Source organism: Paenibacillus sp. NPDC056933, from assembly GCF_042674385.1.
Classification (GTDB): Bacteria; Bacillota; Bacilli; order Paenibacillales; family Paenibacillaceae; genus Paenibacillus.
In genome coordinates, this window is the sequence record NZ_JBHUQN010000002.1 from 151,145 (window position 1) to 169,979 (window position 18,835).

An 18,835-nucleotide genomic window follows, 5' to 3' on the forward strand; every position below is an offset into this window, starting at 1 on the left:
TTCTGCTGAGTTCTTCATTCACCTTATCCCATTCACATAATCCAAAATGCGCTCCAGCTCTGGTTCGGTATCCGCATCCCAGAAGCATGAATCAGACAACGATACATGCGTTCCTGTATATTTGGCATTGCGCATGATCTTTCGCGCCCCCTCATCTCCGCTGAGCGACAAAAGAGGCCCCAGCATATGCTCCCGAAAGGCTACAGGGGGCTTGCCTCCACTCCCATCCGTAGCTGCTGCATAATCACACAGCTTGTTGGCAGCTAATGCCTCAGCAACCCTGTTGATATCCCGTGCCTGCAATAACGGCTGATCTGCCAAAATCATCATCACACCTTCAGGTTGGTGGGGCATAGCAGTCAGAAGGCCACAGTGAAGAGACATGGCTATGCCATATGCATAATCGGTACAGATTGCAATCTGAAGTCTCGTCCCCGTTTCTGGAGTCCTGCTATAAGAAGCTGCATTGAGGCGGACGGCAGGGATCCACGCCAATAAATCCTCAGGTTTGACCACACAGATGACCTGCTCCAAATCGGAATTCAAGGCAGCTTCCAAGGTCCATGCGGCTAAACACCTTCCATCAGGCATGGCGATAGACAGTTTATCCCGCCCCAGTCGGCTGCTCTTACCTGCCGCTAGCACGATGCCCGTCAGACGCATGCGCAATCCCCCTTTGTACGTTGCGACGCTCTTCGGCAGAAGCCGCACGTTTACAGGCAATAAGTTCTGCTGCGATACTGATCGCAATCTCCTCTGGACCATCGGCACCAATGGTCAAACCGACGGGTGAATGCACATGCTTCATTGGAGGGAGATCGTTCAGCAAACGTGCTGTCCGTGTTCTGGACCCCATAATGCCAAGATATGCATAATTCCGATCCTCAACCAATTCAAGAAATTCCCGTTCTCTCGGAAATTGATGGCTCATCAATACGATATAATCCCCGCCTTGGATATCCAGTACAGGGATAATCTCACGAGGGAAACCGCGGACAAGCTCAACACCCGGAAACCGTTCAGGGGTACACAAAGTCTCTCGCCAATCAGCTACAACTACACGAAATCCTGCTGATTTGCCCAGACTGGCGACAGGAATCACATCATTTCCGGCTCCGACAATAATCAGACGGGGTTTGGGTACATATCTCGTTGAGATCTGTGGCGGAATATCCCAACGCTCTGCCTCAGTCGATCCACCCCTCTGAAGATCACTCTCTCCAGAATCAGATGCGACAGCAGCAGATTCAGATGGATCAATAACGACCAAAGAAAAGCGTGGGGTGTCCACTGTAACCATTGTATTTATTGGATCTTGAGAAGCTTCTATGGCCTTTTTGGGACCGTCCTTTTCGTCCATATGCCAGGTGAAGTCGAAATAGTGATTTTCATGCTCTTCATCGGATACAGATTCCGTCTTCTTACCTGCACCTCCCTCCTTGGCTATCAGGAAGGGGCGTAATGATGTCCGGTTTTCTGCATCCTCAGCGAGCTTTATCACATAATGAACCCTTGTATAGTGATTGCAAAACGAACGGGTAAGTTCCACCGTTGATCCAGATTGAAAATACGTATGCATATGGGACAAGATCGATCTGAGTTCACCACAAACCGGCTCAAGCAGAACAATAATCAATCCGCCGCAGCCAATCGTTTCTCCCCAGGACAGATCATCTGCGGGTCGCATATCATACTCCACGAACTCCAGCTGCTCCGTATCCAGCACCCGACCCACTCTGGCCTGCAGATCACTCTCCAGACATCCCGGACTGATACTGCCATACATCACCCCTTCTTCGGTCAAAAGCATAGAGACTCCCTGCTTACGGTAAGCATGACCTTCTACCTTGACCGCTGTTGCGAGTACACAGCGCGCTTCCCGCGCTGCCATTGCACACAGATCATGCATTTCCATCATTGTCTCCGTCCTTTCAGGGATTAAGATCCGAAGAAGTGTATCAGAGCCTTACTGTGAGGGCTGAATACCCAACTTCTGCTCAGATATTTGCCCGGGTAAACTTCATCCGGCTGCATTCATTAGATGCGCTTCATCAATCTTGCAATACTTTTATCCGATTCACGAAGCACGATGCCACGATCAATCGTTTGAATCTTTCGGTTATTGAGCACAATGCTTCCATCAATAATAACGGTATCTACACAGCTGCGAGTTGCAGAGTAGACGACACGGGAGTACACATCCGTCTCATAGGAAGGATATGTATGGAAATCATCCAGATCCAGCAGCAGCATATCTGCCTTTTTACCCACTTCCAGACTGCCGATTTCCTTGGACATTCCAAGCACTTCTGCTCCACCCATTGTCGCCATGCGCAGCACTGTCCGGGCATCCATCACGGTTGGGCCATGCGGCACCTTTTGCATAAGAGCGGTCAGACGCATTTCCTGAAACATATCCAGATTGTTGTTACACGCCGCGCCATCAGCACCAATTCCTACTGCAATCTGGCGATTCAATAGATCAGGAATATCCGCTATGCCAGAGGAAAGTTTCATATTCGATCCAGGACAGTGAGTCACTTTCACGCCGCGTTTGCGAATGATCTCTTTCTCTTCCTCACTCAGCCATACACAGTGGGCAAGCACCAGTCTTTGGGTAGCCAGGCCAATATGATCCAGATAGACAATATTGCGCATGCCGCGCTCGTGTTCGACAAGTTCGATTTCGCCGCGGTTTTCGGAGGCATGGGTGTGTACTTTCACATGATACTTATTCGACAGGTCGCGCACCTCAACCAGCAATTCCTCCGTACACGAGACGACGAAGCGTGGACAGAACGCATATTGAATGCGCCCCCCGCCGAATCCATTCCATTTCTCCAGCAAGTCGACACTTTGTTGCAACGAGGTGGCTGTATTTTCACGCAGCGGTTCAGGAACTTCATCCCCGTGATCCATCATCACCTTACCGGAAATCACCCGAATCCCGCTCTGTGCCATCGCCTGAAAAGCCGAATCGGTATGATGCACCGTCTCCATATCGAGAATGGTCGTTGTCCCGCTAGAGATCAATTCGCCCAAGCCGAGCATTGCCGAGTAATAGACAGATTCCTCATCATGCGCTGCCTCAAGCGGCCAAACACGTTGACGGAGCCAATCCATTAGCTCCAGATCGTCCGCACGTCCGCGGAAAAGAGTCTGACACAGATGAATATGTGTCTGGATGAAACCTGGCAGCAGCACTTTGCCCCGGGCATCAATGACCTGATCAGCCTGAACGTCAATATGCTCTGCAATCTCTTTGATTTTGTTATCCTCGATTAGCAGATCCCCCGTAAATACATCTTCTTCTTCATTCATTGTGACGAGCTGTGCGCCTTTCAGCAGGATCGTTCCCATGATAATCTCCCCTATCCGTATCTATCTGCGTACATTTCATTAGTTCTATGATCCTGCACATTGAAGTCACTCTTAGGATCTAACCATAACGTCTACACGAATTACGCTACCACCCGATAGCCATGCCATCTCCCCTGGGATCTGCTGCGCCGCTAATCATGCCATCTTCTTGGATGACGATCCCTTGCGATTGCCCCATAATCCCATCCCACGGCGCTCTGGCTTCGACGTTATGCCCCCATTGGGCAAGCGTGTCACATACGTCGTCATGATAGCGGTTCTCCACTCGCATCGTGTCGCCTTCTTCGCCCCAGGTCCGTCCATACACCCAACGCGGCAGACCGATCGCTTCCTGAATGTTCAGACCGTAGTCCAGCACACCGGTAAGAACCGATAACTGTGTCTGGGGTTGGCCTTCTCCACCTTGCGTGCCTACAAGCATATAAGGTTTCCCGTTTCGAGTGACAAGACCTGGCATAAGGGTGTGAAAAGAGCGTTTATTGGGTTCCAGTACGTTGGCGTCCTTCGGATCAAGCGAGAAAAAGGACCCCCGATTTTGCATGATCACACCCGTTTCTCCTGGCACATAGGCTGAACCAAAATCAAAGTACAGGCTTTGAATAAAAGATACGGCATTGCCTTCATTGTCCACAACCGCAGCATAAGCCGTATCCTGCCCCATCGTTTTGGACAGAAAAGGCTGCGCCACAGGCGGAGCAGACTGGATCTCATTCCACAATTCATCTCCATACACCTTGGATAACAGATGTTTTATTGGAATATCCCTGAATTCCGGGTCTGTGAGATAACGGTCACGATCACGAAAAGCCTTTTTTACGACTTCAGCCATCAGGTGATAGAACTCAGGGGACGTACGGGCCACAGAAGACAGGTTAATATGCTCCAGCATATTAAGCATCATCAGCATCGAGAAACCCTGGGAGTTTGGGGGCATCTGGTGAATTTCATAACCACGGTAATTCGTGCTGACCGGCTTCACCCACTCCCCTTTGTGACTCGCAAAATCCGCTGGTGCAAGCATGCCGCCATCTTCACGAATAGCCGATGTCAGTTGATCGGCAAGCTCTCCTGTATAAAAAGCATCCCTTCCTCCCGCCTGAATCAGGCGAATAGATCCGGCTAAGTCCGGTTGCAGGAGCAGCTCCCCTTCCTGCAAAAGTGTACCAAAAGGGGCAAATACCGCTCGCAGCGGCGTATGCCCCATAATGAAATCCTCATCCCGTTCCAGCCACAGTCGCAGATTCCGGGATACAGGGCATCCCTTTTCTGCATACTGCGCTGCAGGTTCAAGCAGCTGTTCCCATTTCAATTTGCCATAGCGAGACCATACCTCCCACCATGCATCCACCATTCCCGGAACGGTTATGGCACTCAACACACCCCGCTGAGGAATGGAACTCATGCCCATCGCTTTGAATGTATCGGCATGAATTCCCGCAGCTGAACGACCACTGCCGTTGTAGGCGGTTATATCACCACTTGTTCCATCGTGGATCAAGAAGAACGAATCGCCGCCAAGCCCTGTCATGTGTGGGTACACCACACCTAGTGCTGCACTAACCGCAACCGCTGCATCATAAGCGTTACCACCCTGGTGGAGAATTGAACTTCCAACCGCACTCGCTAAATAATGAGGAGAGGTAACCATCACCTCTCTGGATATCGGCATCTGGTTCAACATAAGACGCCCTCCTTCCCGGCGTATACATCCAACGCTGCCTGCACCGCCTCACCCGCTGGTAATACGTGGCGGTGACGAAGCAGAACAGCTTCCAGTGCCCCAAGCACATGCAGTACATTTTTTCGCTGACAACTGAATCCCATCGTACCAATGCGCCATATCTTGCCTTTCAGTGGTCCAAATGAACTGGCAATCTCAATACTGAAATCGTTCAGAAGCATGCTTCGTACCGCCTCACCATCCACACCGTCTGGAATTTTGATACAAGTGACCACTGGAAGTTTACTGGACAACTCTCCATACAATTGCAGTCCCATACCCTGAATCCCCGCGACCAGCGCTCGTTCATTGATCCGATGTCTCTGAAAACGGGCCTCAAGCCCTTCCTGAAGCAGAATACGCAACCCTTCGTGAAGACCGTAGAGCATGGAGGTGGCCTCCGTATGATGGTTCAACCGTGCCGAACTCCAGTAATCCTGCAATTGGCTCAGGTCAAAATAATTGCTGGCAATCGTACAACCTTCGGCTCTAGCACTTGTCGCGTCCCGAAGCCCACGTTCGACGGTTTTACGGCTCATCAGTTTCTTCTCTACACGGCTGTTATATGTTAATGGCGCCATCCCGGACGGAACGGACAAACATTTCTGCGTACCTCCCATCACCGCATCCAGATGCCAGGCATCCGTCTCGACAGGTGTACCTCCGATTGTGGCAACTGCATCAACCACGAGTAAAATATCGAGTTCACGGCAGGCTTTGCCAATCTCGGCAAGAGGCTGCATTTGCCCGGTTGATGTCTCACCATGAACCATCGCGACCAGACTCGGCTTATGGGCATGTATGGCTTTAATTACCTCTTCGGGATCAAATACCGTTCCCCACTCTGTTTCGAAAAAGATAACCTCGGCACCACATCGCTCCGATATTTCCACAAGCAAATGCCCGAAACGTCCATAGATCGGCACAAGCACCTTGTCTCCCGGCTGGATCAGACTGACCAGCACGGCTTCAATACCTGAACGGGATGTGCCATCGACCGGATAACACCACTCATTATCTGTCATGTATAGTTCACGCAGCATCGCCATCGTCTCATTCATCAGGGAAGTGAATTCTGGATCAAACTGCCCCAGAATCGGGAAGGATAATGCCCTCAGAACTCTAGGGTCGACTTCAACTGGCCCCGGTGTCATGATCGTCCGCAAGGAAGGGGACAATTCTTTATAGTTGGACATCTTCACTCAACTCCCGTAACCGTATTTATAGAGTAGCTGGACCAGAACCCGGAAACCTTTCATCAGGTCCTCTTCAGCTGTATATTCAAGGGGATTATGGCTAATGCCATCCTGGCTGGGTACAAAGATCATCGCCGTGGGACAAGCCGGCTGAAAGATCTGCGAATCATGTCCTGCGCCGCTTGGCATGAGGATATAGGATAATTGCTCCACTTCACAGATATCTCGAATGTCTGATGTAATCTGTTCGTTCATCGGAATAGGTGTGACAGACAAGTGCTCCTCCCAGTTCAGACCGAGCTGCTGCTCAGCTGCGATTCGGCTAAATTCCTGAAGCATATGCTGCCAGCATCGGTCAATGCTCTCTTGACTGATATGACGGATATCGAGCGAGAATACGGCCCGAGATGCAACAACGTTACCCACCCCCGGATGGGCTGTTATTCGTCCCACAGTGGCTACTAGCGGTTCTCCCGCTTCAAGCGCAATGTGTCTTACAGCTGTGATCATCTCAGCTGCACCTGCAAGTGCATCCTTGCGCCAGGCCATCGGTGTAGTTCCCGCATGATTGGCTTCGCCACTTACGGTGATGCTAAAACGTTTCTGGCCGACAATATCCGTTACGATACCAATGGAATGCCCCAACCGTTCCAGGACCTGGCCCTGTTCGATGTGAAGTTCGATAAAGGTGCCGTATTTTTTCGCTGCGGGTCTATATTTACGGTCTAATCCAAAACCTGCATCCCGCATCGCCTCTGCAAAGGTGATCCCCTCTTGATCCTTCAAATGCTGGACTTCTTCCAGTCCGGTTACACCTGTTATACTCCGTGATCCCCAATAAGCGAAAGGGAATCGGCTGCCTTCTTCTTCACAGAGCGAAACCACCTGAAGTGTCCGTTTCGGTGCCCCAAATTGAGTTTGCAGGTACTCCAGTGCAAGCACTCCTGCAGCTACCCCATAAGCGCCATCATACTTTCCACCATGGACGACCGTATCAATATGGGACCCTGTAACAATCGGCGCCTCTTCCATACCTGTTCCTTTTCCCGCCCCCGTACCGGACAGCGTGCCATACAGGTTGCCCGATTGATCAAATTCAGAAGCCAACCCTTTCTCCTTCATTTTTGCCGCAAGTGCATGCTGTGCTTCACACCATGCTTGGTCATACAACAAACGTGTCACACCCCCCTGGGCATCAGCTCCATAAGTGGACAACCAGTCAAGAAAAGCTTGCAGCTCCACCTGCTCCAATTGCGGCAAAGACTGGATGGGATCTTCCGTACCAGACGGTGCATGTACTTCAAAGTCCGTCATGATATTCCCTCCGTTCCTTCCTCAACAGCTTGAACAGATGAGTTGGTATGGACAAACCGTCCGATGGGCTCATCAGATAATCCTGTTTTTGAGCTGTATATTCGCCCGCCCCGACAGAACACGTCTGCAATGCTGGAGGAAAACGTGCGCCCTACATAGGGACTCTGCTTATGTGTGTAGAGCAGGTCATCCGTATTCAAAGTAGTACTCTTCTCCCAATCAATCAGTACCAGATCCGCATCCTTGCCGATGGCGATTTCACCTTTACTCTCCAGTCCAAGCCTTCTGGCAGGTTGCAAAGACAGAACTCTTCCGAGCAACGGAAGGGCTATATTTCGCTGGAGATGCCCTTCTTCCAACATAAGCAGCAGCGTGCTTTGCGCTCCGGAGATGCCACCCCAGATGTCGAAGAAATTATCCGATTGTTTCATCGATGGCGGACAAGGAGAATGATCGGAGGCGATAATATCAATCAGGCCTGCTTCGAGCGCATCCCATAACCGATCTTGCTCCGTCTGACTCCGCAATGGCGGTGCACATTTGGCTACGGCCCCCAGCCGAACAACATCTTGATCAGTCAGAGTCAGGTAATGCGGACATGTTTCCGAAGTTACATCCTGTCCGCGCTGTTTCGCCTCTGCAATCAGATCAAGCGCTTCCCGTGTACTGATATGAACAAAATGCAGTGCACATCCGGTCTGCTCCCCATATTGCAGCGCTTGGGACACCGCCTGAACTTCCGCTTCTGCTGGACGAGATTGCACGTAATCCATCGGTCCGGTTCGTCCAGCTGCGATACTTCTGGACCCCAGTTCGCCAACCATTACTTCGTCTTCGGCATGAAGCGCCAACACGCGGTTTAGCTTTGCAATTTCATACATTCCATTCAAAAGTGTATCTTCATCGGCTCTCGCGAAGATATCTTCCCCTTCTCCGCCGGGTTCGGACATAAATGCCTTGAATCCGGCCGCCCCCATATGGGCCAATGGAGCAAGCTCGGCCCGATTGCCAGGAACAAGTCCTCCCCAGAACGCATAATCAACATAGGATTGACCGTCGGCTGCTTTCATTTTCAACGCCCACGCATCTGGTCTGATCGTTGGGGGGACACCATTTAGAGGCATATCGACATATGTCGTAATTCCACCAGCAGCCAGCGATGCTGATCCCGACTTAAATCCCTCCCAACTCGCGAGTCCAGGTTCATTAAAGTGAACATGAATGTCCACCGCTCCTGGCATCACGGTAAGGCCATTCGCTTCTATGATTTCAGTGTCTTCATTACCTATCAGTTGTAAGGACAAAGCTGTTATTTTTTCACCTGTAATCCCAATATCCAGTTCTTCGACGCTATCTCTCAATACAACCCGGGCCCCCCGGATGATCGTATCTAATCTTGTCATATGGATGACCCTCCTCTGATCAGCACCGGATTCATATATTTCAGCTTCCCCGGTATGTACTGTAACCTCCTGGAGCAATCAATAAAGGAATGTGGTAGTGACTCGCAGCATCGGATACGGCAAACCGAATCGGTACAACCGTCCATAACGCCTGCCCTAGTTCCTCAAGAGATCGCTCCGCGTAATAACCCTCAACGTTGAATTGAAGCTCATACACCGCTTGCTCAAGCCTCCCACTGTCCAGCAATGAGGCATCCAGACGTCCATCGCTATTCGTCACCGATTCAGCAACTTTCCTTTTGGTTTCCTTCTCGCCGTCCCTGTGCAATACATAGAGTTCAACCCGTACGCCTGCAGCCGGAACGCCCTTGGATGTATCCAGCACATGCGTAGTGATCCGTCCTCCAGCCACCGACATCATGCCTCCCCTTCTTTCTTCGAGCGACTGTTGTCAGCCTCTAGATCGTCCCTTGTCATCGAGAAGCCCTGGAATCCATAAGGAGGCCTGGGCTCGGTAAATACTTTGCCTTCTCCTTCTTTCACTTCATCCAGCACCGTCTCCCAAGTCCGATTATTGGACTCGAAGGAAACTTCACTGAGCTGTCCAAATCGCTTCAAAAGCCTTAATCCAATCTGATAAATCAGATGCTGAATGGAGGCGGAACGACACGCATGAAACACCGAAGCAGCTACATCCCTTACCTGCTCCGACGCAACATAACGCCCGCGCTGATCGTCCATGCCATCTCTCGGGTCCTCGTAACGCCAATTGATATTTAGGAAAATGAACAGTGGACGGTCCCATGTCTCGGGTAAGGTGGTGTACTCATCCTTGACGAAACCGGCAAATTCACTGCCTTTGACCTTAATTAGCCTGATATCTTCGACGCCACTGAAATGATTGCTTAGCTCGACCTGACTTCCTTTTCGCTGCGCTTCAATTGCAGCCGTCGCCCGATCATTCTGGGAATAACGGAATACCAGCTCGCTTGCACGAAGGCTTCCCTCTCTGCGAACAGGCACATCTTCAAAAGGAATCTGATCTGCCGTCATTTGCACTTTGGTCATCTGCGGATATGTCTCCAGAAAACGTCGGCTGACGTAGGCGAGAAAACCTTCCACCGTAGCTCCGTAGTAATCCGCAGCATGTTTCAGAATGAAATTCTTCATCGAATCCGTTGCAATGACGAGAGAATTATCCCCATCAATAAAAGAAGGCAGAAATTCGTCGCCTTGAACAGCTACTTTAATGTTTAATCCAAACAGGATATTATTGCGTCCGGTGAATGGAGATTCTGGTATGGCCTGAATACCCGTCAACGGTTTGGCGTAGGAACGGTACATCCATACATCCCCTTTGCCGTAATACATAGTCCGCCGCTTTACTTCTGATGTCTTTAATTCAAATTCATGTTCATGACCCATCTGCACCAGCCACTGCTCCAATCGAATGGCAGCAATCTTGAACACTTCCTTGAGGGCGGTCTGGAATTCTTCCTCTCTTCCTCTTCGATTGCGTTTCCGTATGGACTCCAGGATGGACTGAGCTGTGTGACCTTTCACGGCCAATATAAAAGGAAAGCCGAATTGGCTTGTATATTCTTTATTTAATTGACTAAGCTCGTTATATTGCTCCGGCGAAAGTGAATCAAGCCCTGCACCAGCCTGTTCCTGAACGGAATTGCTGCTCATGCTGATCCGCGCACCGAGATCCGGGTGATTGCAAAGCAGCTGCAACTTGACCTTTTCATCGGATGTCTGAACTACGTTCTTCATTACATTCATCATGTGTTCAAAAGAGTCGAATGGCCGTAATGCCCAGGAATGCTCTGCCACCCAAGGTGATTCTTCGAACAGTCCGCCAAACGTATGCACGAACTGTGTGATAGACCAGCTGTTAACGAGTTTAATGAAGTCGGTCATGTTAGAACCTCCGGTCTTTTGTAGATTGTTGTTCTTCATTCTAAGTGTCGCTCTGCACTGCGGCAACAATAATCACGCAAATTTGTAATATAACATAACATCATAGATGTGATTTGTTTGCAATGCACGGGATTTGATTACTCAAATGCAATAAAAACCTAAAAAAACCGCATTCCCTCAAGGGAAATACGGTTTTATCTAACATGGCTGTTTCATTGTTATGCTGCACAACACTTGTTCAGGATACTGATGATCATCCTAAAAGGATATACGTATACGGGCCCGCCGTCAGATTAATGCTGCTGCGAATGCGGTTTTGCCGATGTTTGGTCACGAACAAACTTACGGAAGGTGAACACCAGCTTTAATTTCAGCAGATCATTCGTCTTCTTAAAGTCCATTTGCAGCAAACTTCCGACCTTCTCCATCCGATAGGTAACGGTGTTCCGATGCACAAACAGTTGCTTCGCAGCTTCGTTAATGAGTCCATCATTCTCGATAAAAGATTCCAGCGTATTCATAAGCACCTGATTGGGATCACCATCCCTGGCCAATAATGGCTCAAGTACTTTGTTGCAGTAATTCTCCATGATGTTATCCGGTACATGTTGGAATACATAGGCAAATTCCAACATCTCGAACTGGAGAGCCCGATCCTTCATGCCGAATCGACGAGCCAATTGACGGGTATCCAGGCATTCCTGATAAGCTTCTCGCAACGATTTTGGCTCATGCTTCATTTTGCTGATCCAGAACCGCGGAGCAGATTCCCCCTTGGCTTCCTGTGCAGCAAGAACATCACCGAACCGATTCAGCAGGAAAGCTGATAATTCCTCTCCATAATCCCGTCCCGTTGGACAGGTATAGATGGACAATATGCCATCTTCGATCTGAAAATGCTGTGAGGCTGTGAACTGCATCAGCGGATTGTACTGCAACTCACGGTGGATCTGCTTCAGCAGTTTTCCTTCGGCAAAAACAGACGGTTCCAATGTGATCAACACGCACTGATAGGTCCCCTGAAACAGGTGAACACCTTTATTCTCGCTGAGCCTGGATAGTTCATCTACCGTCATTTTGTTATCCAGATACTGGGTTAGCAGCGTACGCATCTCATCCTGAACGGTCGGGTTAATGTGTTCCCGATAGGTCATATCCATATAGAATGCCAGAACATCCGCAGCCTGCTGGAATAATTCTTCCTCCGCTCTAAGAGACAGGGCCGCGTCTGTAAAGACGAGCAAAAAACCGTATTCTTCATCATTCTGCTTGATGGGCACCCGGTGGCAACTACCCTGATTCCATTTCACCCGGTGCATGACGGATTTCCAGGGCCAACCCTGTACAACCGCGTCTCCGGCAATACCGTCGCTTCCATAGAGCACATGTCCTCGAGAGCCAATCACCGTAAGCGGGTAATTCAAAACAGTGGCAAGTTCGGCAAATACATTCCGATGCTGTTGTTGCAGTGCAAACTGCATCAATTTTTTCTGTTTCTGTACCACCTCATGGAGCAACCGATTGCTGCGTTCATGTTCGGCCTTGAACAACGCATTCATCTGGTCGGAAAACGTAAATTGAAACGGCAGCTCGAGCAGGGGCATCCTCAGTCGATCCGCTTCCTCAATGATTCCTTGCGGAATGGACTGCCAGAAGCGGCCCAATTTAATGCCAAGTCCGGCACAACCGCGTTCATTCAGGCGGCGCATCAAACGAAGTGCATCCGTCTCGTTATCTTTCATAATAAATGCTGTTGTAAACAGCAATTCTCCGGATTTGATCCAATCCGCTATATCCGGAGCGTCCATGACGTTAACGGATTTCATCATCCGCGAAGTCCCTTCCCCACCCGCAACCAGTCTGGCCTCAGACAATGGGTATACCTTTAAAGCCTCTTTAACTGTAAGCTGCATGGACCTTACCTCCCATATATATAACACTTATAGCGGTTGACTTGGACAAAACCAAGGTTTCACACTTATTTTCGTCCATATTTTTGAAATTCACTTGGAATGTTGTTAAGTATTATAACATCATTTCGGTTTTTAAAGCTTACATGAGAAAAAAATAAAACCTATGACACAATTGCAGCAATCATTGCGCAACTGGCATAGGTTTCAATTTTAGTTTCAATATGGTTTATCCAGGTACTGAAGATCAGATTCCCAATGTTTCATGACTCAGCCATAATTTCATTCGGGACAGTACCTCTTTCATATTCAGCGGTTTGCTAATATAATCCGAGGCTCCTGCTGCAATACATTTGTCACGATCTTCTTTCATGGCCTTCGCAGTTAGAGCTATAATGGGGAGCTGCTTGAGACTCAATCTCTCACGGATCTGGCGAGTAGTTTCATACCCATCCAGCTCTGGCATCATGATGTCCATCATAATAATATCCGGCTTCGCCTCCCCACGTTCCAGCATCTCCAGACATTCGTATCCATTCTGAGCTGTGATCACATTCATGCCATATTGTTCAAGGGCGTTCGCCAAGGCGTATACATTTCGAATATCGTCGTCAACCACAAGCACTTGGCGCCCGTTCAGTAACGCTTCTTCCAGTGGAGTCAGCAACGTCTCGACGTTTGTTGAAGTCAATTCTGAAGTATTAGTTGTTTCAGTAGCCGTGACCGCAACCTCGTTCAAGAACAATCTGGAAGTCTGCATAACCTCTGGCTCTTCCGTTCTCAGCGGGAGGAACAGGGTAAAAACACTTCCCTGTCCCTCACGGCTTGTGGCCGAGATGGATCCGCCCAACAGATTGGCAAGGGATTGGGAGATCGACAGTCCCAGTCCGGTTCCACCATATTTTCGGGCCGTGGCTCCGTCTGCCTGCTTAAACGCATCAAAGATCTGTAACAGTTTGTTGTCAGCAATGCCAATTCCCGTATCACTAACCGAGAAGGCAATAGCATCCCTCTCCATCCTGTTCCCTTCAGGACTGGCCAGACTCACTCTGGAGATCGTTAATGCCACTTCACCTTCATTGGTAAACTTGAATGCATTGGAGAGCAAATTCCGCAAAATCTGGTGTAACCGCATCTCGTCAGAAACAATCGTTTCCGGCAAAGGGCTTTGAAGCTGAATCCGGAAGTCAATTCCTTTTTGCTCAGCCGTTTTTAGGAAATATTGATTCATCACTTCGGGCAGACTTTCAAGATACACATCATCAAAATCCACTTCCATCTCCCCGGCTTCCACTTTGGAAAGGTCGAGAATGTCGTTAATCAGGTTGAGCAGGTCCTTGCCTGATGCATGGATCACCGAAGCATATTTCTGCTCTTCACTGTTTAAGTGCTGATGCTTGTTCTCAGCCAAAATCTCGGATAAAATCAGCATACTGTTGAGCGGAGTACGCAGTTCATGCGACATATTCGCGAGAAATTCAGACTTGTAACCGGAACTGGTCCGCAGCTGATCCGCTACTTTGGCAAGCTCCCCGGCAGAAGTTTCTGCCGCATTTTTCTGTATTTCCAAACGCTCGTTCAGTATATGCAGTTCTTCTGTCTGCATATGTAACTCTTCCGTCTGAGATACCATCTCTTCGGTTTGAAGCTGAAGTTTTTCAGACTGTGCCTGCAATTCTTCATTGAGTACCTGAGACTCATTATATAATTGCTGCAATTCCATGCGTGTAGCTGTCGAATGCAGAGAAACACTGAAAATTTCAATCAATTCGCCAAGCATCTTCATATCATTCTCTTGCAGTGATTTCATAGAGGCGAGTTCAATCACAGCAATCGTTTTACCTTCAAATATTACTGGAGCAACCGTAACCGACGTAGCTGTTGTATGTCCAAGACCTGAGGAAATGCGAATATAGTTTTGCGGCAGGTCATTCATACACAAAATCCGTTTCTCGATAGCACTTTGACCGACAAGACCTTCACCAGGTGCGATTGATACTTTACCAAGTGAACGTTCGTTATCTCCATCAGCCGCATATGCCGCAATACGAATCAGTCGATTATCCTTCCAGTAATATAAGACGCTATAAGGAATTTCCAACAGAATCGCGATTTGATTCAGGAACAGCCGTGACAGCCCCTCCAAATGATTTGGATTTTGCAGCAGAGTGGCTATATCGGCAATCTTGCTTTTCAATCGGTTCTGTTCCTGTACCGTATCAAGCAAGTTATTGGTCTCTCGCCCAAGATCACCTACTTCATCATGTGTTCGTACATGAATCCGCTGTGTTAGGTTCCCCCCTCTGGATATATCAGTGATCGTTTGCATTACATCTCGCAAAGTTTTAACAATATTACTTGATACAACAAAGCCTGCCGTAATGGACAATGCAGCAATAATTCCCCATAATGTGTACATGATTGTAAGTAACGCAGAACTTCGCGAAGCTAGTTCGTTTACCCTCGTTTCGGTCAGTGCAATCTCTGTGGTCCGAAAGGCATCAAGCTGAGACCTCAACAAATCCATTTCATTTTTGCCTGGATCGGATTGAAAAAACGCAATCACCTTCGCTTGATCCCCTTGTTTCTTCAGTTCCACCAACGGTTCTCCAGCTATTTCAATCCACCGTGTAATATGTGTTTTGATGTTTTGCAAACTCCGCTGCTGAGAAGGATTGTCACTTATTAATGCAAATAACTGGTCATAGTTGTAGTTCCACTGCGCAAGCCCCTGTCTGTACGGCTCCAGGTAGCTTTCATCCCCTGTAATCATGTATCCACGCTGTCCTGTTTCCATGTTCAGCACATTTTTCTCAATCGTGTTGGTCAGGTTGTGCACTTCAAGGTCGTGGTGGCTGATAAAATCATTTTCTTTCTGCAACACATTGATTTGAGCTGATAGAATCAGTAAGACGGCACCAAATAGCAGCACCACCATAAGATAGCCCAATAGAATTTTGGAGCGTATCGTAAATCTTCTCTTTTTCGACAACGCTGAAACCTCCAATGAAATAAACAATTCCCAAACCTAACAAAGAGTGCATCTGTAGTTTATACGTATATGTATAGTCTGACAAGCATTTATATGGTCATTGTTCCAATCCAAAGACGACCTGCTCGGGGCAGGTCGTCTTCTTAAGGATTACGATGTTTTCAATCCGGATGAATTAGGCTTTCGGAGCTATCATTTTCGCTGGATCAACATACTGATCGAATTGCTCTTCCGTAAGCAGACCTGTCTGCAATGTTGCTTCTTTCAGAGACAACCCTTCCTTATGCGCGAGCTTGGCAATTTTGGCTGCATTCTCATAACCGATGTGGGGATTGAGAGCAGTAACCAGCATAAGCGAATTATTCAGATTGTGTTCAATCTGGCTGAGGTTAGGTTCAATGCCGACTGCACATTTATCATTAAATGCAACGATGGAATCTGCAAGAAGCTGAACCGATTGCAGGAAGTTATAGATAATAACCGGTTTGAACACATTCAACTCGAAGTTACCCTGACTTGCCGCGAAGCCGATCGCTGCGTCGTTCCCCATCACTTGCGTAACGACCATGGTCATCGCCTCGCTCTGGGTTGGATTCACTTTACCTGGCATAATGGAGCTACCCGGTTCGTTCTCCGGAATGCGGATCTCTCCTAAACCACTGCGTGGGCCACTCGCGAGCCAGCGTACATCATTGGCAATTTTCATCAAGTCAGCTGCAAGCGCTTTAACGGCGCCGTGAGCATAAACGACTTCATCATGACTCGTAAGGGCGTGGAATTTATTTGGAGCGGATACAAAATCCTTACCCGTATGTTTACCAATCTCCTTGGCTGTATAATCACCAAAGTCGGGATGTGCATTGATTCCGGTTCCAACAGCCGTACCACCGATTGCCAGTTCCTTCATATACTGAACACTATCCCGGATCATGCGTTCACTCTTGTCGAGCATCGCTTCCCAACCGCTGATCTCTTGACCGAGTGTAATTGGCGTTGCATCCTGAAGATGGGTACGTCCAATTTTGATAATATCTTTGAATTTTTCCGACTTGTCTGCAAAAGTAGCTTTCAGCACCGCAATTGCTGGCAAGAGCTGATCTTCAACCGCGAGCACACCCGCAACATGCAGAGCGGTTGGAAATGTATCATTCGAGCTCTGAGACATGTTCACGTCATCATTTGGATGCAGGCGTTCTTCCTTGCCTTTCTGTTCAAGCAACTGGTTACCCAGATTGGCAATGACCTCGTTTACGTTCATATTCGACTGTGTTCCACTGCCCGTCTGCCATACCACGAGCGGGAAATGATCATCAATCCGGCCAGCAATAATTTCATCAGCTGCATAAGCGATCGCATCTGATTTGGCAGCCGATAGTTTACCCAATTTATGATTGCTTGCAGCAGCGCTTTTTTTCAAAATGGCAAGAGCACGTACAACTTCCATCGGCATATGCTCGCGACCAATCGGAAAGTTCTCCTTGCTGCGCTGCGTTTGAGCTCCCCACAGCCTGTCGGCTGGTACTTTCATTTCACCTAACGTATCTCTCTCAATGCGGTATTCCACTTGCTTCTCCTCCTCCAAAAAGATGGTTTGTGTCTCTACAAAATACGCATACATTCTTTGCTTCACAGCATCTTGCATTTGTTGATTCCAATGTGATCTTTGTGATTTATGCAAGATGCTCTTTTGAGAAAAGCTTGTGTATCTTGTCATATTATACATGATTGCCTGCCAGGTTTTCACCTTTTCGACAAAATTGTAAGCGTGACGCAAAATGTGAAAATGTTTATTTTTGTGGCTTGATTGGGTACAAACGACTGGATTGTTCGAATATTTCACCAGGCTCAAGACCAATAAGACCGATCTCTTCAGCAGGTAAGCCCTGTACATTCGGAGCATTAACCAGGTTCATCTGTGGTTCAGGACAGAAGAAGTCGCCCGCCATGTTGTTGTTCCAGATCATCCAATGCTTGTAGGAAGTCCCTACATCATACACCAGCTTGTCGCCGGTACGATGATCAGTCAGTTCCATATAGTTACGCCCATTCTGAGGTTCTGCCGTGTAGTGGTTATCCATGGCTGCAAAAAATGGACTGACACCCTCACCTTTTAATTGTTCTTCCTCTGGTGTAAGCGGTTGAAATTGTCCCGTAGGCAAAGAGCGTTCATTCAACTCCCGGCGCTGTCCAATCGTTGCTTTGGCCGTATAATCGGATGCTTGGCTTTCCGGTGCAAATGGAACGCTGATTGCTGTATGGAATGCAAACAGATTTGGCATACGTTCCTGACCATTATTGCGAACATTCAATTGCTGTTGAAGTCCAAGGCTGCTTAGCGAATAACGGAGCGTCACAGTAAATGTGAATGGCAGGTATTGATGGAACACATGTCCTTCCTTGACTTCCTGGCTAAGTACGACATAACTCTCCAGCTTATCAGATCCATAACCCTCAACCTTCCACTCAACATTGTGCAAAAACCCATGCAAATGGTTGCCTGTAGCTGGTTCGTTTATAGGCAATTGATAGACTTTGCCATCCCAGGGAAAACGACCATCCTCATAGCGATTTGGTGGAGAAAGAATCGGAATTCCATATACGGCAGGAGCAGCCATAAAATCGTCCATATGCTCCTGATCCGGCTCCCGTAAATAGCGGAATCCCCGCTCTGTATCGCGGAAAGCGACAAGGTTGGCACCCACGCTTGGAATGACAGCCGCTTCAAACTGATCAAAGCGAAGCCAGACAGCGGGTATACCTCCAAATTGTTCTTCAAAAGCTGTATTCTGCTGTGTCATCGTTATATGTACCTCCTGCATACTAAGGTTATATTATACGGCTCGACTATATCACGCCCGGGCACAAAATACCAATCTATGATAGAGAACAAATTCATGATGGAAAGACAAAAAAGACAGCCACGGAGCTACGCAGCTGTCTCTACAGGCTCATGATGCCATAACAGAATCCTTCCACAATTCTTTGGAATGTATTCC

The 18,835-nt window shown here is 48.4% G+C and carries 13 protein-coding genes; all 13 read right to left on the bottom strand.

The genetic code is table 11. The annotated features are described in order from the left end of the window. Window positions 1–18: 18 nt before the first annotated feature. The 13 genes from ACFTRD_RS15640 to ACFTRD_RS15700 all read right to left on the bottom strand — a co-directional run bounded on the left by ACFTRD_RS15640 (window position 19) and on the right by ACFTRD_RS15700 (window position 18,637). Window positions 19–663: a nucleotidyltransferase family protein gene (locus ACFTRD_RS15640; protein ID WP_379381632.1), complete on the bottom strand. Its 645-nt coding sequence runs from the start codon at window positions 661–663 to the stop codon at window positions 19–21. Further along, entirely contained in the window at window positions 629–1,918 is a 1,290-nt protein-coding gene (locus tag ACFTRD_RS15645) for an XdhC family protein (protein ID WP_379381634.1), read from the bottom strand. The genes ACFTRD_RS15640 and ACFTRD_RS15645 overlap by 35 nt, the downstream gene beginning before the upstream one ends. A gap of 119 nt (window positions 1,919–2,037) precedes the next feature. Further along, window positions 2,038–3,360, bottom strand: coding sequence for a 5'-deoxyadenosine deaminase (locus ACFTRD_RS15650; protein ID WP_379381636.1), 1,323 nt, complete (start codon window positions 3,358–3,360; stop codon window positions 2,038–2,040). 106 nt (window positions 3,361–3,466) lie between these two features. Continuing rightward, window positions 3,467–5,062 (bottom strand): gamma-glutamyltransferase, encoded by a 1,596-nt coding sequence (gene ggt / locus ACFTRD_RS15655; protein WP_379381638.1) that lies wholly within the window; start codon window positions 5,060–5,062, stop codon window positions 3,467–3,469. Beyond that, the gene (locus tag ACFTRD_RS15660) at window positions 5,056–6,297 is read right to left on the bottom strand and encodes a pyridoxal-phosphate-dependent aminotransferase family protein (protein ID WP_379381640.1); all 1,242 of its coding nucleotides are present in this window, start codon (window positions 6,295–6,297) and stop codon (window positions 5,056–5,058) included. The genes ggt and ACFTRD_RS15660 overlap by 7 nt, the downstream gene beginning before the upstream one ends. 6 nt (window positions 6,298–6,303) lie before the next feature. Beyond that, window positions 6,304–7,611, bottom strand: coding sequence for a Zn-dependent hydrolase (locus ACFTRD_RS15665; RefSeq protein ID WP_379381642.1), 1,308 nt, complete (start codon window positions 7,609–7,611; stop codon window positions 6,304–6,306). After that, window positions 7,608–9,014, bottom strand: a complete 1,407-nt coding sequence (allB, locus tag ACFTRD_RS15670) for an allantoinase AllB (RefSeq protein WP_379381644.1) — start codon at window positions 9,012–9,014, stop codon at window positions 7,608–7,610. The genes ACFTRD_RS15665 and allB overlap by 4 nt, the downstream gene beginning before the upstream one ends. A 40-nt stretch (window positions 9,015–9,054) precedes the next feature. Further along, window positions 9,055–9,435: a hydroxyisourate hydrolase gene (uraH, locus tag ACFTRD_RS15675; protein WP_379381646.1), complete on the bottom strand. Its 381-nt coding sequence runs from the start codon at window positions 9,433–9,435 to the stop codon at window positions 9,055–9,057. Continuing rightward, on the bottom strand, window positions 9,432–10,937 hold the full coding sequence (pucL, locus tag ACFTRD_RS15680; RefSeq protein WP_379381648.1) for a factor-independent urate hydroxylase: 1,506 nt from the start codon (window positions 10,935–10,937) through the stop codon (window positions 9,432–9,434). The genes uraH and pucL overlap by 4 nt, the downstream gene beginning before the upstream one ends. Window positions 10,938–11,230: 293 nt before the next feature. Then, on the bottom strand, window positions 11,231–12,850 hold the full coding sequence (locus ACFTRD_RS15685; protein ID WP_379381650.1) for a PucR family transcriptional regulator: 1,620 nt from the start codon (window positions 12,848–12,850) through the stop codon (window positions 11,231–11,233). Window positions 12,851–13,094: 244 nt separating this feature from the next. Next, window positions 13,095–15,839, bottom strand: a complete 2,745-nt coding sequence (locus ACFTRD_RS15690) for a CHASE3 domain-containing protein (protein WP_379381652.1) — start codon at window positions 15,837–15,839, stop codon at window positions 13,095–13,097. A 175-nt stretch (window positions 15,840–16,014) separates the two neighbouring features. Then, window positions 16,015–17,403, bottom strand: coding sequence for a class II fumarate hydratase (gene fumC / locus ACFTRD_RS15695; RefSeq protein WP_379381654.1), 1,389 nt, complete (start codon window positions 17,401–17,403; stop codon window positions 16,015–16,017). A gap of 223 nt (window positions 17,404–17,626) precedes the next feature. After that, a complete protein-coding gene (locus ACFTRD_RS15700) occupies window positions 17,627–18,637 on the bottom strand; it encodes an aldose 1-epimerase (RefSeq protein ID WP_379381656.1) in 1,011 nt (336 codons plus the stop codon). Window positions 18,638–18,835: the final 198 nt, after the last annotated feature.

Excerpts from the sequence above, each read along its gene's own strand:
- allB (WP_379381644.1), bottom strand. The coding sequence starts at position 9,014 with ATGACAAGATTAGATACGATCATCCGGGGGGCCCGGGTTGTATTGAGA.
- ggt (WP_379381638.1), bottom strand. The coding sequence starts at position 5,062 with ATGTTGAACCAGATGCCGATATCCAGAGAGGTGATGGTTACCTCTCCT.
- ACFTRD_RS15685 (WP_379381650.1), bottom strand. The coding sequence starts at position 12,850 with ATGCAGCTTACAGTTAAAGAGGCTTTAAAGGTATACCCATTGTCTGAG.
- ACFTRD_RS15640 (WP_379381632.1), bottom strand. The coding sequence starts at position 663 with ATGCGTCTGACGGGCATCGTGCTAGCGGCAGGTAAGAGCAGCCGACTG.
- pucL (WP_379381648.1), bottom strand. The coding sequence starts at position 10,937 with ATGACCGACTTCATTAAACTCGTTAACAGCTGGTCTATCACACAGTTC.
- uraH (WP_379381646.1), bottom strand. The coding sequence starts at position 9,435 with ATGATGTCGGTGGCTGGAGGACGGATCACTACGCATGTGCTGGATACA.
- ACFTRD_RS15660 (WP_379381640.1), bottom strand. The coding sequence starts at position 6,297 with ATGTCCAACTATAAAGAATTGTCCCCTTCCTTGCGGACGATCATGACA.
- ACFTRD_RS15650 (WP_379381636.1), bottom strand. The coding sequence starts at position 3,360 with ATGGGAACGATCCTGCTGAAAGGCGCACAGCTCGTCACAATGAATGAA.
- ACFTRD_RS15665 (WP_379381642.1), bottom strand. The coding sequence starts at position 7,611 with ATGACGGACTTTGAAGTACATGCACCGTCTGGTACGGAAGATCCCATC.
- ACFTRD_RS15645 (WP_379381634.1), bottom strand. The coding sequence starts at position 1,918 with ATGATGGAAATGCATGATCTGTGTGCAATGGCAGCGCGGGAAGCGCGC.
- ACFTRD_RS15700 (WP_379381656.1), bottom strand. The coding sequence starts at position 18,637 with ATGACACAGCAGAATACAGCTTTTGAAGAACAATTTGGAGGTATACCC.